The 14,442-nt window shown below is 60.0% G+C and carries 11 protein-coding genes; 5 read left to right on the top strand and 6 right to left on the bottom strand.

Going from position 1 to position 14,442, the window contains the following annotated elements:
- Positions 1 to 321 precede the first annotated feature (321 nt).
- Positions 322 to 1,788 (bottom strand): protein adenylyltransferase SelO, encoded by a 1,467-nt coding sequence (locus GOB86_RS06780; protein ID WP_165991596.1) that lies wholly within the window; start codon positions 1,786 to 1,788, stop codon positions 322 to 324.
- A gap of 265 nt (positions 1,789 to 2,053) precedes the next feature.
- Between GOB86_RS06780 and GOB86_RS06775 the strand changes: the two genes are divergently transcribed.
- From GOB86_RS06775 to GOB86_RS06760, 4 genes are all read left to right on the top strand, one after another.
- Positions 2,054 to 3,157 (top strand): branched-chain amino acid aminotransferase, encoded by a 1,104-nt coding sequence (locus GOB86_RS06775; protein WP_165991595.1) that lies wholly within the window; start codon positions 2,054 to 2,056, stop codon positions 3,155 to 3,157.
- Between the two features lie 161 nt (positions 3,158 to 3,318).
- On the top strand, positions 3,319 to 6,165 hold the full coding sequence (gene polA, locus GOB86_RS06770; protein ID WP_165991594.1) for a DNA polymerase I: 2,847 nt from the start codon (positions 3,319 to 3,321) through the stop codon (positions 6,163 to 6,165).
- Positions 6,166 to 6,168: 3 nt separating this feature from the next.
- Complete coding sequence (locus tag GOB86_RS06765; protein WP_165991593.1) at positions 6,169 to 6,792, top strand: SCO family protein; 624 nt, start codon at positions 6,169 to 6,171, stop codon at positions 6,790 to 6,792.
- A gap of 52 nt (positions 6,793 to 6,844) precedes the next feature.
- Positions 6,845 to 7,621, top strand: coding sequence for a lysophospholipid acyltransferase family protein (locus GOB86_RS06760; RefSeq protein ID WP_242012535.1), 777 nt, complete (start codon positions 6,845 to 6,847; stop codon positions 7,619 to 7,621).
- On the opposite strand, the gene ppk2 is transcribed toward GOB86_RS06760, so the two are convergent.
- The 3 genes from ppk2 to GOB86_RS06745 all read right to left on the bottom strand — a co-directional run bounded on the left by ppk2 (position 7,618) and on the right by GOB86_RS06745 (position 10,944).
- The gene (gene ppk2 / locus GOB86_RS06755; RefSeq protein WP_165991592.1) at positions 7,618 to 8,535 is read right to left on the bottom strand and encodes a polyphosphate kinase 2; all 918 of its coding nucleotides are present in this window, start codon (positions 8,533 to 8,535) and stop codon (positions 7,618 to 7,620) included. The genes GOB86_RS06760 and ppk2 overlap by 4 nt on opposite strands.
- 69 nt (positions 8,536 to 8,604) lie before the next feature.
- The gene (locus GOB86_RS06750) at positions 8,605 to 10,218 is read right to left on the bottom strand and encodes an inorganic phosphate transporter (RefSeq protein ID WP_165991591.1); all 1,614 of its coding nucleotides are present in this window, start codon (positions 10,216 to 10,218) and stop codon (positions 8,605 to 8,607) included.
- A gap of 144 nt (positions 10,219 to 10,362) precedes the next feature.
- Positions 10,363 to 10,944, bottom strand: coding sequence for an LOG family protein (locus tag GOB86_RS06745; protein WP_253543759.1), 582 nt, complete (start codon positions 10,942 to 10,944; stop codon positions 10,363 to 10,365).
- A 274-nt stretch (positions 10,945 to 11,218) separates the two neighbouring features.
- Between GOB86_RS06745 and GOB86_RS06740 the strand changes: the two genes are divergently transcribed.
- Positions 11,219 to 12,514, top strand: coding sequence for a C4-dicarboxylate transporter DctA (locus GOB86_RS06740; protein ID WP_165991590.1), 1,296 nt, complete (start codon positions 11,219 to 11,221; stop codon positions 12,512 to 12,514).
- Positions 12,515 to 12,553: 39 nt separating this feature from the next.
- Here the strand turns inward: GOB86_RS06740 and GOB86_RS06735 are convergent, their stop codons facing one another.
- Positions 12,554 to 12,925, bottom strand: a complete 372-nt coding sequence (locus GOB86_RS06735; RefSeq protein WP_165991522.1) for a hypothetical protein — start codon at positions 12,923 to 12,925, stop codon at positions 12,554 to 12,556.
- Positions 12,926 to 13,023: 98 nt separating this feature from the next.
- Positions 13,024 to 14,403 carry an 8-oxoguanine deaminase gene (locus tag GOB86_RS06730; RefSeq protein WP_165991589.1) on the bottom strand — a complete coding sequence of 460 codons (1,380 nt, stop codon included), beginning with the start codon at positions 14,401 to 14,403 and terminating at the stop codon, positions 13,024 to 13,026.
- Between the last annotated feature and the right edge of the window lie 39 nt (positions 14,404 to 14,442).

The raw sequence follows: 14,442 nt of genomic DNA, 5'->3' as shown, positions 1-14,442 counted from the left end.
GATACTGCGCGCGGGTGATTTCAGTCCAGGCCATCTTGATCTCATCAGGTTATCGCAAACCCATGAATCATAATCCACTGAAATCACTCAACTCATTTTCGGTCAGACACTTATATTAACCCACCCATACTAATACCAGAAGAGAAAAAGCAAAAAAAACAGCCAACTCATCAAAAAAACTGGTTAGCCACCCCTAATTTACACCGGGTTTCTTACTCTTGGTAAATCTTTAGAGAACTATCGCTCCTGTTCCACACATAACCAAATACTTTGGCGTTTGACCTTCCCTGTTTTTATTTACCACGCTTTCGAGCGTGGATTTTACGTGCCGCAATAGGTATAGGGTACGACCTCGTCGGGTTGAGGGGGTGTTGCGTAGTCTTCCATATCTGGCTGTTCCACATAGGGGGTTGCCAGCACACGCAGCATTTCCTCGAACAGCGCGTAATCCTGCCGTTTTATGGCGGCCTGAATCATGGCCTCCACTTTATGGTTGCGCGGAATGTAACATGGGTTGACCTGCTGCATGGCGTGGGCGCGGGCCACATGGTCCGCCCCCCCCTGCTGCACCACACGCGCGCGCCACTGGGCCAGCCACGGGCCAAAACTGGCAGGCAGACCCGTGGGGGGCACATCCCCCCGCACTACCCCGGCGTGGCTGAGGGCACGGAAGGTGTTGGTCATGTCCAGCTTTTCCGCCTCCATCTGGTCCAGCAGGGATTTGAACAGGGCTTCGTCCGCATCATCCTCGCCCACCAGCCCCAGCTTGGCCCGCATGCCTGCAAAATAGGTCGTGTGGAAATGGGGATGAAACTCCGCCAGCACCTGCTGGGCTATGGCAATGGCCTGATCGTCCTCCTCCGCCAGCAGGGGCAGCAGGGCCTCGGCAAGGCGGGTCAGGTTCCACAGCGCTATGGTGGGCTGGTTGGTGTAGGCATAGCGGCCGCGCTTATCAATAAAGCTGAACACGGTGGCGGGGTTGTATGTGTCCATAAAGGCGCAGGGACCATAATCTATGGTCTCACCCGATATGGCCATGTTGTCGGTGTTCATCACGCCATGAATAAAGCCAACCAGCATCCACCGGGCTACAAGTGCCGCCTGCGCCGCAACAACACCCTGCAGGAGCGCAACATAAGGCTGCTCCGCCACAGCCGCCTGCGGGTAAAGCCGGGCAATGGCAAAATCGGCCAGAGCGCGCAACGCCGCCTCATCCTGCCCTGCGGCAAAAAACTGGAACGTGCCAACCCGGATATGGCTGCGCGCCACACGCGCCACAATAGCGCCGGGCAACGGTGTTTCACGGTAAACGCGCTCGCCCGTTTCCACCGCCGCCAGAGCGCGGGTGGTGGCTATGCCAAGGGCTGCCATGCTCTCGCTCAGCAGATATTCGCGCAGGACGGGGCCAAGGGCTGCCCGTCCATCTCCACTGCGTGAATACGGGGTGGGGCCGGAGCCTTTGAGCTGGATTTCATGCACCTGACCGTGCTGGTCGGTCACATCGCCCAAAAGCAGGGCGCGGCCATCACCCAGTTGGGGAGAAAAATGGCCAAACTGGTGCCCCGCATACACCGTGGCCAGCGGGTCCATGCCCTGTGGCACCTGATTGCCCGCCAGCATGGCCAGCCCCTGTGGCCCTGCCAGCCAGCCCACATCCAGCCCCAGTTCAGCAGCGAGCGGTCTGTTCAGCGCAATCAGCCGGGGCGTGGCAACCGGAGTGGGCTGCGTACGGGCATAAAAACGGGGAGGCAGCGTTGCATAACCCTGCCGGATGGAGGAATGGGGCATTGTTGCGCCTCCTAGCAAAAAAAGCTCTGGCCTTGCACGGCGCGGACGTTAAGCCCTGCCTCAGCCGCACAACACACAGGAACGAACCACATACGCACACGTTCGCACCTGTCTGGCACAGACACGGCGAACATGATAGGAAAGAGCCCAACCGGGCCACCGGCAGGCTGCGTTCTGACGCGCCTGAAACAACAGAACAAACCGTATATCGGAGCAACCAGGCCCCTGGTCCCCATACCAGCGCCGCGGAAGACGCGAGAACACCATGACCACCGTAGCTGACAGCATTGCCTTCAAGATCACTCGCAAAACGGATGGCACCCCCGCCGCCGAGCGCGAAAGCCTGATCGCCAACCCCGGTTTTGGCCGCGCTTTTACCGATCATATGGCTGTTGTCACCTACACGGAAGGCAGGGGCTGGCACTCGGCCGAAATTCTGCCCCGCCAGCCGCTCATGCTCGACCCCGCTGCCTCCGTTCTGCACTATGCGCAGGAAATTTTTGAGGGCATGAAGGCCTACCGCGCCCCCAATGGCAGCGTGCAGCTCTTCCGCCCCGAAGCCAATGCCCGCCGGTTCCAAAAATCGGCCGAGCGCATGGCCATGGCCGAACTCCCCGAAGACCTGTTCCTTGAGGCCGTAACCCAACTGGTCAAAATCGACCGTGACTGGGTACCCGCCCCCGAGGTTGGCACGCTCTACATCCGCCCGTTCATGATCGCGACGGAAGCAGCCCTTGGGGTCAAGCCCGCATCCGAGTTCAAGTTCATTGTCATTGCCTGTGCGGCGGGGGAATATTTCTCCAAGGATGCAGGCCCCGTTTCCGTGTGGGTGGAAACCGACACCGTACGTGCCTCCCGCGGGGGCACGGGCACAGCCAAGTGTGGTGGCAACTACGCCGCCAGCCTGACCGCACAGATGGAAGGCAAGCACCACGGCTGCCAGCAGGTATTGTTCCTTGATGCGGAAGAACGCCGCTGGCTGGAAGAAATGGGCGGCATGAACGTGATGATGGTGTTTGAAGATGGCACCCTGCTGACCCCCCCACTGGCAGGCGGGACCATTCTGCACGGCATTACGCGTGATAGCCTGCTGACACTGGCGCGTGATGCGGGGCTAACCGTCAAGGAAGAACGCTACGCGCTCGACCAGCTTTTTGCCGATGCCAAGTCGGGCAGGCTGCGCGAGGTATTTGCCTGCGGCACGGCGGCTGTTGTGTCCCCCATTGGTGCGTTCAAAAGCAAGACGGACACCTGCACAATCAACAACAACAAGGTGGGCGAAGTCACCGCAAAGCTGCGCCAGAACCTGTGCGACATTCAGTTCGGCCGCGCACCCGACCCGCACAACTGGATCAGCACCGTAGCGTAAGGCCGCAGCCTTAATCCACTTGGCACACACCCCGGCTCACCGCCGGGGTGTTTTTGTGTAAAGCCCCCGGCAGACATGCTGGACAGACCGCCCCAAGCGGCATATCCCAAAGCCATGCCTGCTTTTTTGTTCGCCCTCCCTCGCACACGGTTCCCCCAGCCATGACAGACACACCGCATCTGGTTCTTGTGGATGGCAGCGGCTTTATTTTCCGCGCTTTTCATGCTCTCCCCCCCATGACCAGCCCCGAGGGGGTGCCGGTCAATGCGGTTTATGGCTTTACCAACATGCTGGCCCGCCTGCTGCGCGACCATGTAGGCACCCATCTGGCCGTACTGTTCGATGCCAGCCGCCAGACCTTCCGCTCCGAGATTTACCCCCAGTACAAAGCTCACCGCCCCGAACCACCCGAGGACCTGCGCCCGCAGTTCAGCCTGATCCGTGACGCCACGCAGGCTTTTAACGTCCCGGGGATAGAACTGCCGGGCTGGGAGGCGGACGACCTGATTGCCTCCTACGCGGTGGCCGTGCGCAAAATGGGCGGGACCTGCACAATCATCTCCTCCGACAAGGATCTGATGCAGCTTGTGGGGCAAGGCGTGTGCATGCTCGACCCCATCAAACAGACCCCCATTGGCCCGGCGGAGGTGGAAACCAAGTTTGGTGTGCCGCCAGAAAAAGTGGTGGACGTGCAGGCCCTTATGGGCGACCCGACCGATAACGTACCCGGCGTGCCCGGCATTGGCCCCAAAACAGCCTCTGTCCTGATTAACGAATTCGGCACGCTGGAAAACGTGCTGGCCAGCGCCCCGGATATGAAAAAATCCAAAAAGCGGGACATGCTGATCGAGCATGCTCAGGCGGCCCGCCTCTCTCTCCAGTTGGTCACGCTGGCAACCGACGTGCCCCTGCCCGTGCCCGTGGCAGAACTGGTCACGCGTGAACCGGACAAGCTGGCACTGGCCGACTGGCTGGACAGCATGGGGTTCCGCTCCGTCATGTCGCGCATGGGCATGGGCAGTGCGGCTGGTGCCCAACTCCACCGCGCGGCCCGCGCCTCCGCCCATGCCAGTTCCGCCGGACAAACCGGAACCAGCGCCAAAAGCGGGGCGGACGAGCAAAACACCTCCACCTTATCCGATGCAGCCCCCCCCACCGGCCCCGCCAACCTGCTGAGCGCACCTTATGCGGAGTACGAGACCGTACGCACCGCCGAAGCCCTGCAAAAATGGGTCAGCACCGCGCAGGAAGCCGGTGTGTGTGCGGTGGATACGGAAACCGACGGGCTGGACCCGCTATCGGCCAATATGCTGGGCTTCTCGCTCGCCACAGCACCGGGCAAGGCCTGCTATGTGCCCCTACGGCACGAGGGCACGCTGGAAGCCCCGACGGGTGAGCAGCTAACCCCCACACAGGCACTGGACCTGCTGCGCCCGCTACTGGCCGACCCCAGTGTGCTCAAGGTCTTCCAGAACGCCAAGTTCGACCTGCTCGTACTCGACCACGCAGGCATTGACCACGCCACCATTACCCCGGTGGATGATACAATGCTGATCTCCTACAGCCAGTCCGCCGGGTTGCATGGGCAGGGCATGGACGAACTGTCCGCCCTGCACCTCAACCACACGCCCATACCGTACGACGCCATGACCGGCACGGGCCGCAACCGCATACCCTTTGCACAGGTGCCGGTGGACAAAGCCACCACCTACGCCGCCGAGGATGCGGACGTAACCCTGCGCCTGTGGCACGTCTTGCGGCCCACCTTGCGCACCAACAACGCGCTGGCCCTGTATGAGCAGGTGGAACGCCCGCTGGTGCAGGTGCTGGCCACCATGGAAAAATGCGGCATTGCGGTGGACCGTGCGGAACTGGCCCGCCTTTCCGCCGATTTTGAAAGCCGCATGAAAAGCATGGAACAGGGAATTTACGCCGCTGCGGGCCGGGAGTTCAACATTGCCTCCCCCCGCCAGCTAGGCGAAATCCTGTTTGATGAGATGGGGCTAAAAGGCGGAAAACGTGGCAAGGCCGGTGCGTGGAGCACGGATTCCTCCGTGTTGCAGGACCTTGCCGACCAAGGGCACGACCTGCCGGTGCGCGTGCTGGAATGGCGGCAGCTTGCCAAGCTCAAATCCACCTACACGGATGCCCTGCTCAAGCTGACCAGTAAGGAAAGCCGCGTCCATACATCGTTCCAGATGGCCATTACCACAACAGGCCGTCTGTCCTCCTCCGACCCGAATTTGCAGAACATTCCTGTCCGCACGGAGGAAGGTACGCGCATCCGTCAGGCCTTTGTGGCCCCTGCCGGGCGCAAGCTGATCTCGGCCGACTACTCCCAGATCGAACTGCGGCTGCTGGCCGATGTGGCCAACATTCCCACCCTGCGTGAAGCCTTTGAACTGGGTCAGGACATTCACGCCCGCACAGCCTCCGAGGTCTTCAACATCCCGCTCGAAGGCATGGACGCCCTGACCCGCCGCCGCGCCAAAGCCATTAACTTTGGCATTATTTACGGTATTTCCGCTTTTGGTCTGGGCAAGCAGCTTGGCATTCCCGCGGGGGAGGCAAAAAGCTACATAGATGCCTATTTTGCCCGCTACCCCGGCATTCGGGACTATATGGAGCAGATCAAGGCCGAAGCCCGCGCCAACGGGTATGTCATGACCGCCTTTGGCAGGCGCTGCTATGTGCCCGGAATTCACGAAAAAAGCGCTGTCCGCCGCCAGTATGCAGAGCGGCAGGCCATTAACGCCCCCCTACAGGGCGGGGCTGCAGACATTATCAAACGCGCCATGGTGCGCCTGCCCACAGCACTGGAACAGGCTGGGCTGAATAGTGCGCGCATGCTGCTACAGGTCCATGACGAACTGTTATTCGAGGTGGACGACGCACAGGCACAGGCCGTAGCGGAAAAAGCCAGAACCATTATGGAAGCAGCGGCACAGCTCAGCGTGCCACTGGTGGTAGAAACAGGCATTGCCCAGAACTGGGCGGAGGCACATTAATCCATGACACCAGCAGGAAAACGCGTTGCCCTGATCAGTGTGGGCATTCTGGCTCTTGCCGGGGCTGGCGGCTTTTTGGCCACCAGTCTTGCACTCAAACACAGCATTACCCTCAACTCCTACGGCAACCCGGTAGGGGGCTCCTTCCGCCTGATGGACGCCACAACCGGCACCATGACGGACAAGAGCTTTGCTGGCCGGTGGATGCTGGTGCTGTTTGGCGCCACCCATTGCGGGCAGGATGCCTGCGCCCCCGCCCTGCGCGCCATGTCTGCTGCCATGGACGAGGTTGATCCGGGCAAGCGCAAGATGGTCATTATTTTTGTAAGCCTTGACCCCGACCGTGATGACGCCGAGCGCCTGCGCCAGTATGGCGAGACCATAAGCCCCCGCGTGGTGGCAGGTACCGCCGCCCCCTTTGCGCTGGCCGACCTTGCCAAGGAATACCACGCACCAATTGAAAAAGTGAGCGACCCGGAATGGGAGTACGCCATGCGCATGTCCCCGCAGTTTGTAGTCATGGACCCGCAGACCCGCTACCGTGGCACGATTGATGCACAGGCCGACCAGTCCGCCATGGTAGCCAGCCTGCGCCAGATCATGGCAACAGACAAACCCGTGCCCTGAGCACACCCCCCAACCACCCGTTCTGTGTTCCTGCAGGTCTTTACGTGCCCCCATGCCGATGTCTCCCTCATCCGTAAGTGCCTCGGCGCGCTTTTATGCCTCCCTGTTGGTAACAGGGGGCGTTTTTGTCGTGCTGGACGCGGGTTCTTTTGTGCTGCGCCACACCTTGCCCGATGGCGTGCGCCGCAGGCGGGTGGCCCGGCGCTGGCTGTGCACCATGGCGCGGGTGGCCGTGCGTTACCTGCACGCAGCCGGTATTCTGGACTGTGACATGGCGGAACTGGGGGCCATTGCCCAGCGCCGGGACCTTGTGCTGGTTGCCAACCATCCCTCCCGGCTGGACTGCCTTATTCTGGCATCCGCTCTGCCGCATATGGTGTGCGTGACCAAAGCCTCCATATGGGAGCGCGGGGTGCTGGGCAGCACATTACGCACCGCAGGCTACGTGCGGCACGATACATTGCTCAAAATTATTGGCCCGGCCTCGCAGGCCTTGGGCGAGGACTGCCAACTCCTGCTGTTCCCCGAAGGAACGCGTTCGCGCGCGGGAGCGGAACCGGGGCCAATACAGCCCGGCTTTGCCGCCATAGCCCAGCGGACACGCGCAGATGTGCAGGTTGTTCTGATAGAAACGCCGTCGCCCTACCTGTCGCAGGGGTGGTCGTTTTTAAAGCGTCCGCCGCTGCCCATGCGCTACCGCATCAAGCTGGGGCCGGACTTTTCCGCCCCCAAACGGGACGAGGCCAGCGGGCGGGCCCTGATTGACGCAGTGGAAGACTGCTTTAAAAAATCCTCCCTGTTTGGCAGGGAGGATCTTGAACACTCTTAGTAAATTTCGGGAACAATCATGTTCTGTGGTGTAGGCAGGCGTTCGTAATCAGGGTGATACGCACGCGGAGGCAGTTCAACCTCCGGGTGAGAAACAGACTGATAGGGCACCTGCGCCAGAAGATGGTTGATGCAGTTCAGGCGCGCGCGCTTTTTGTCCACGGCCTGCACAACCCACCACGGAACTTCGGGAATGCTGGAGCGCTCCAGCATGGTTTCCTTGGCTTTGGTGTAGAGTTCCCAGCGACGGCGGCTCTCAAGGTCCATCGGGCTGAGTTTCCACTGCTTCAGCGGGTCTTCAATCCGGGCACGGAAGCGGGCTTCCTGCTCATCATCCGTGATGGAAAACCAGTATTTTACAACCTGAATACCACTGCGCACCAACATGCGTTCGAACTCTGGCACGGAACGGAAGAACTCTTCGTATTCTTCATCCGTGCAGAACCCCATAACGCGTTCCACACCGGCACGGTTGTACCAGCTCCGGTCAAACAGAACGATCTCGCCAGCAGCGGGGAGTTGGGCCACGTAACGCTGGAAGTACCACTGTGTTTTTTCACGGTCCGTGGGAGCGGGCAGTGCGGCCACGCGGCAGATACGCGGGTTAAGCCGCTGGGTAATACGCTTGATCGCGCCGCCCTTGCCTGCTGCGTCTCGTCCTTCAAACAGCACCACCAGACGGTGGCCCGTATCCTTTACCCAATCCTGCAAACGCACCAGTTCGCCCTGCAGGCGCACCAGTTCGCTAAAATAGGTATGGCGAAAGCTGCGGTCAGACGGAGAGGTCTCGCCCCCCAGTCCCTCTTCCTGCAATTCGAGTTCGATCTCTTCATCCAGATCGTCAATGATCTCCTGCCGCATACGTTCGCGTTCACGCTCGGCGGCAGAAAGGCTGTTCACATTGGCATCAGACATGATCTTGCCTTCGCAGTTTGGAAGAAACATCGTCTGGCGTGGCAGAGCGCCACGCCAGACCGGAGGTTTTTAGAAAATGTGGCGGAACACCACATACAGCACGCCACTGATCAGCATGGCGGCAGGCAGGGTGGTAATCCATGCCATGCCCATGGCGCGCAGTGTGCCCCATTGCAGGCCACCGCCACCGGCAGCCATGGTGCCGGCAACACCGCTGGAGAGGATGTGTGTAGTGGAAACCGGCAGGCCATAGCCTTCGGCCAGACCAATGGTGCCCATGGCAACAAACTCGGCGGAAGCACCCTGAGCATAGGTCAGGTGGCTTTTGCCGATTTTTTCGCCCACGGTTACAACAATGCGCTTCCAGCCGACCATGGTGCCAAGGCCCAGAGCAAGTGCCACGGCAATTTTAACCCAGACGGGAATAAAGCGGGTGCCTGCGTTAAGCTGCTTCATGAACTTGGCCAGTTCACCATCTTCTTCAACAGTAAAGGACGTTGCCTTACCCATGTTGTGAATGGCTTCGGCTACCAGATACATGTCGGTACGCACGTTAGGCACGGATGCCGCCGGAATTTCGTGCAAGGAGTGATACCCGCTTACGGCCTGCGCAATGTCAGCCGAAAGAACAGACAGGGCGGCATACACTTCGGGGCGGGCAACGGACTTGACGCGCAGGGCATCAGTCACCTGTGCGCGGGCTTCTTCAGCCGTGGGCTGCTTGAGCATGGGCTGGGCATGCACGTCAAACACATGGGATGCCTGCTGTGCGGTTTCCACAAAGCCGGGCATCATGCTGTCTGGCATGGCGCGGTTCAGGGCGTAAGCGGTGGGGGCTGCGCCAATCAGGATCAGCATGATCAGGCCCATGCCCTTCTGCCCGTCATTGCTGCCGTGGAAGAAGGAAACACCCGTGCAGGTGCCAATCAACAGGCCACGGATCCACATCGGGGGCGGGGCGTCGCCTTCTGGCGCACGGTAAAGAGCGGCATTGCGCACCACAACGCGCAGCACCATGAACAGGCCAGCAGCAAGGATAAAGCCACACAGGGGGCTGAACAGCAGGGCGGAGAACACCTTTTTAACCTGCATCCAGTCCACGCCATACAGCGCGCTACCCGAGGGGGACATAAGCTGGTTTGCAAGGCCCACACCCAAAATGGAGCCAACCAGTGCGTGTGACGAACTGTTGGGAATACCAAGTGCCCATGTTGCCAGGTTCCACACAATGGCGGACAGCAGCAGGGCAAAGATCATGGCATGGCCAGCGCCACTGCCGACCTGTAGAATAAGCTCAACCGGCAGCAGCGTAACAACACTGTACGCCACAGCGCCGGAGGAGGTCAGAACCCCAAGCAGGTTCCACATACCCGACCAGACCACCGCAACCAGTGGCGGCAGGCTGTTGGTGTAAATAACGGTTGCGACCGCATTGGCCGTATCGTGAAAGCCGTTCACGAATTCAAAGCCCAGAGCAATAAGCAACGCCAGAGCCAGCAGGGCGAAGGCCCCGGTCGCTATGCCACTGGTACCAACCGCGTGCAGGTCAGCCAGCACGCTGTAACCAACAAACGCCAGAGCTGCTGCAATCACTCCCAAAAAGAACATGCGGAAAGCCTGATGCTCCCCCTTACGCATATTCGGACGTCCTCCAACCGGAGAACTCAGCATTGTATCTGACATAAAAGCACCCTGCGCAGAAAAAGATGGGCGCAAGATAAAACTCTTTTTACTCAGGTTGCGTTAAGAAATTGTGAAAGAAAAATCCCTTTTACATCAAGTATATAATGCGTTCCGCGTTAGTATTGATTCACTCTTGAAACAAGATCAGCGTTCGTTCTGCGCAATCCACTTGGTCTCCTGCGGGGGGTGCCACCGCGCCAGCCCGTCAAGCAGGTCCTCGGGCGTTTTGCCAACCTGTAAAATGGCCCTGTGCGCGGGCTTGAGGAAACCCTCCTCCACCACATGATCCAAAAACGTGCCCAGAGAGCTGTAAAAGCCGTTCACATTCAGCACACCGCAGGGTTTGGCGTGGTTGCCAAGCTGGGTCCATGTCCAGACTTCAAACAGTTCCTCCAGTGTGCCAATGCCACCGGGCAGGGCGATAAACGCGTCGGACAGGTCCGCCATAAGAGCCTTACGCTCGTGCATGGAGCCCACAACCCGCAAATCCTCCAGCCCGTTATGGGCCACTTCGCGCTCCACCAGTGCCTGGGGAATAACACCCGTTACCTGCCCCCCACCTGCCAGCACGGCATTGGCCACCGCCCCCATAAGCCCGACCGACGCACCGCCATAAACCAGCCCTATGCCACGCTGCGCCATGAGCAGGCCAAGCTGCTCCGCCGCATGCAGGTAGGCAGACCCACGCCCGGCACTTGAACCACAAAAAACACAGATCCGTCGCACGACTATTCATCCTCCCAGCAAGTCTTTGGTGTTGCGCCCCCGCCCACGCGGCCTGCGCACAACGCCGCCCGATACCCCACACTCAGGGTGCGAACACACAACAGTGTTGTTTTTTTCATGCCCCAAGTAAGGGGACAACCCTTTCCAAACTGCAACAAGTGGGAGTAGCCTACCCCCCTCTCCAACAAAGAGGCTTGATATAACACAATAACTTTTCGCCAACGCCCTTTGCGGACGCCAAAACAAGAACAATAAAAACAGAAAGATAACCAGCGTGCTTCCCTCTACAGCTCCCCTTTCCAGCTCACATCAGCGGTTCCTGTATCTTCAGGTTCTGGTGGCCGTGGCGGCAGGTATTCTTGTCGGCGCACTGTTCCCGTCCGTTGCAACACTGCTCAAACCGTTGGGCGACGGGTTTGTCAAACTGATTAAAATGGTGATCGCGCCAGTTATTTTTCTGACCGTCAGCACCGGCATTGCAGGCATGGCGGACCTTAAGCAGACGGGGCGTGTGGCGGGTAAGGCCATGCTGTATTTTTTATGCTTTTCCACACTGGCGCTGGCTGTGGGCATGGTGGTGGCCAATATCGTGCGCCCCGGTGCGGGCATGCATATCCGCCCGCAAAGTCTGGACAACTCCGCGGTGGAACAGTTTGTTCAGGCTGCCCATGGGCATTCCTTTACCGATTTTTTACTTCAGATCATTCCCTCCACCACAGCGGGGGCTTTTACCTCGGGTGAGATTTTGCAGGTGCTACTGGTGGCCATTCTGTTTGGCATCAGCATGGCGCAGATGGGTCAGGCGGGAGAGAGCGTGCTCAACCTGTTCCGCAGCCTGACGGAAATGGTGTTTGGCGTGGTCCGGCTGGTTATGTATCTGGCCCCTATTGGCGCGTTTGGCGCCATGGCGTTTACCGTGGGCAAGTTCGGCCTTGGCTCCATTGTGCATCTGCTTGGGCTGGTGCTGACCTTTTACTTTACCGCGGGCGTATTTGTGCTGGTTATTCTGGGGGTTGTGGCCCGTCTGGCGGGGTTCAGCATCCTGCGGCTGCTGATGTTCCTTAAGGAGGAACTGCTGATCGTGCTGGGTACCAGCTCGTCCGAATCAGCCCTGCCCGGCCTTATCAGCAAGCTGGAACAGGCCGGGTGCAAGCCGGGCATTGTGGGGCTGGTTGTACCAATGGGGTATTCCTTCAACCTTGATGGCACCAATATTTACATGACCCTTGCCGCCCTGTTTATTGCACAGGCAACGGACGTGCATCTGGGCTTTGGCGAGCAATTGGCCCTGCTCCTTGTGGCCATGGTCAGTTCCAAGGGGGCCGCGGGCGTTACGGGGGCGGGCTTTATTACACTGGCCGCCACCCTGTCCGTTGTGCCGAGCGTGCCCGTTGGTGGCATGGCGCTCATACTAGGTATTGACCGTTTTATGTCCGAATGCCGCTCGCTCACCAACCTTGTGGGCAATGCCGTGGCAACCATTGTGGTAGCCCGGTGGGAAAACGCGCTGGATACAGAGCAACTCCACAAAACCCTGCATGCCCCCAAAGGCAACGCCCCCACCACCTGACCCTGCACCCCCTGAGCGGGGGAACAGGTTAATCCGGGCCTAGTTCGGGGTTTCGGTTTTTTCCGTACTGGCTTTGTGGTGTGCGTGCTTGCCATGCTTATGCTTGCCGGTCTGCTCGGCATGCTGGCCGCTGGCGGACTGCTGGGTGCTCTCGGCCGAATTGGCGGGCCGGTCATTGGGCGGAGGCTGGGTACCGGGCTGTTCCGCCTCTGTGCGCGGGTTGTTCCACAGCTTCTGGGATGGCTCCACCCGCTTACCGTTTTCATCCAACGCAGCGGGAGGGGTCTGGCCAACCTGTGCGGCTGCGGACCCGGCTGTGGGGGCGGTTGGGGGCGTGCTGCTGTCCTGCGCAAAAGCGGGTGTTGCCAGCAATGTGGCACCAAGCAGAAGGGTGTAAAATCTGGCTGTCATGGTCGACCTCTCTTGTATTGTTGTCGCCTCCTTACAAAACGAGAGAGTTTTCCACGGGTTCCCTTATTTTATTGGGCCAGTTCGCAGCGGCGGGCTGGTCAGCCTGGCTCCCCCGCGCACAGGCGGGCAGCAAGCTGGTTATGCCGCCCCACCAGACCATGCAGGTCCAGGCGAGAAAAATATCCGTCCTGCACAAGCACATTCCCGTTTGCCATGCTCATGGAAACCTGCGTGGGTGAGCAGAACACAAGGGCGGCCACCGGGTCGGTCTGGGCACCCGCATGGGCCAGACCGCGCACATCAAACGCCACAATATCGGCTGCCATGCCTACGGCAATCTGGCCGATATCATCACGCCCCAGAACGGCGGCCCCCCCGCGCGTGGCAAGGGCCAGTGCGTCACGCGCGCTCATCATGCCCGGTGTTTGCGGGCCTTCTGGCAGCAGGCGGGAGAGCAGCATGGCCTGCCGGGTTTCTCCCAGCAGGCTGGCCCCATCATTGGAGGCGGACCCATCCACCCCCAACCCCACGCGCACTCCGGCGGCCTGCATCTGCCGCACCGGGGCTATACCCGATGCCAGCCGCATGTTGGAGCATGGGCAGTGGGCGACCCCGGTGTGTGTGCGGCCAAAGCGGGCCATGCCATCGGCGTCCAGTTTAACGCAGTGGGCATGCCACACATCTGCCCCGACCCAGCCCAGAGCCTCGGCATATTCTGCCGGGGTCTGGCCAAACCGTTCGCGGCTGTAGCTGACATCATGATCATTTTCGGCCAGATGTGTGTGCAGCATGGTGCCTGTGGCGCGCGCCAGCTCCGCCATGTCGCGCATGAGTTCACGGCTGACCGAAAAAGGCGAGCAGGGCGCACCCGCAACCCGCAGCATGGCAAGGGGGGCTGGGTCATGGTACGTCTCGATCAGGCGTTGGGTATCTTTTAAAATATCGGCTTCGCGCTCCACCAGCGCATCAGGGGGCAGGCCCCCTTTGCTCTCACCCACACTCATGGCCCCACGGCAGGCATGGAAGCGCATGCCCATGGCAAAGGCCGCCTCGATCTGGTCGTCCAGCCTGCATCCGTTGGGAAAAATATAAAGGTGGTCACTTGTTGTGGTGCAGCCAGAAAGCAGCAGTTCGGCCATGGCCGTGCGGGTGGAAACCTGCACCATCTCGGGCGTAAGACCTGCCCATATGGGGTAAAGCGTTTTAAGCCAGCCGAACAACGAGGCATCCTGCGCCTGCGGAATAACCCGTGTGAGGGACTGGTACATGTGGTGGTGGGTATTGACCATGCCCGGCAGCACCACATGGCCGCGCAGGTCTATAACATGCTCGGCACTGGGTGGGGGTTCATGCCCTCCCCCACCCAGTGCCACAATCTGCCGCCCTTCGACCAGAACCCACCCGTTTTCCAGTTCGGTGCGTGCATCATCCATACACACCAGTCTGGTTATGTTCGTGAGCAAAGTGCGGCGAGACATGCAAACTCCTGTCGCACCCGGCAAAACCGGGTGCGCTGG

It is taken from the genome of Acetobacter lambici (assembly GCF_011516885.1).
Taxonomy (GTDB): Bacteria; Pseudomonadota; Alphaproteobacteria; order Acetobacterales; family Acetobacteraceae; genus Acetobacter; species Acetobacter lambici.
The sequence above is the reverse complement of the archived record's forward strand: the minus strand, read 5'-3'. Positions and strand labels throughout refer to the sequence as shown.

Excerpts from the sequence above, each read along its gene's own strand:
- GOB86_RS06780 (WP_165991596.1), bottom strand. The coding sequence starts at position 1,788 with ATGCCCCATTCCTCCATCCGGCAGGGTTATGCAACGCTGCCTCCCCGT.
- GOB86_RS06775 (WP_165991595.1), top strand. The coding sequence starts at position 2,054 with ATGACCACCGTAGCTGACAGCATTGCCTTCAAGATCACTCGCAAAACG.
- polA (WP_165991594.1), top strand. The coding sequence starts at position 3,319 with ATGACAGACACACCGCATCTGGTTCTTGTGGATGGCAGCGGCTTTATT.
- GOB86_RS06765 (WP_165991593.1), top strand. The coding sequence starts at position 6,169 with ATGACACCAGCAGGAAAACGCGTTGCCCTGATCAGTGTGGGCATTCTG.
- GOB86_RS06760 (WP_242012535.1), top strand. The coding sequence starts at position 6,845 with ATGCCGATGTCTCCCTCATCCGTAAGTGCCTCGGCGCGCTTTTATGCC.
- ppk2 (WP_165991592.1), bottom strand. The coding sequence starts at position 8,535 with ATGTCTGATGCCAATGTGAACAGCCTTTCTGCCGCCGAGCGTGAACGC.
- GOB86_RS06750 (WP_165991591.1), bottom strand. The coding sequence starts at position 10,218 with ATGTCAGATACAATGCTGAGTTCTCCGGTTGGAGGACGTCCGAATATG.
- GOB86_RS06735 (WP_165991522.1), bottom strand. The coding sequence starts at position 12,925 with ATGACAGCCAGATTTTACACCCTTCTGCTTGGTGCCACATTGCTGGCA.
- GOB86_RS06730 (WP_165991589.1), bottom strand. The coding sequence starts at position 14,403 with ATGTCTCGCCGCACTTTGCTCACGAACATAACCAGACTGGTGTGTATG.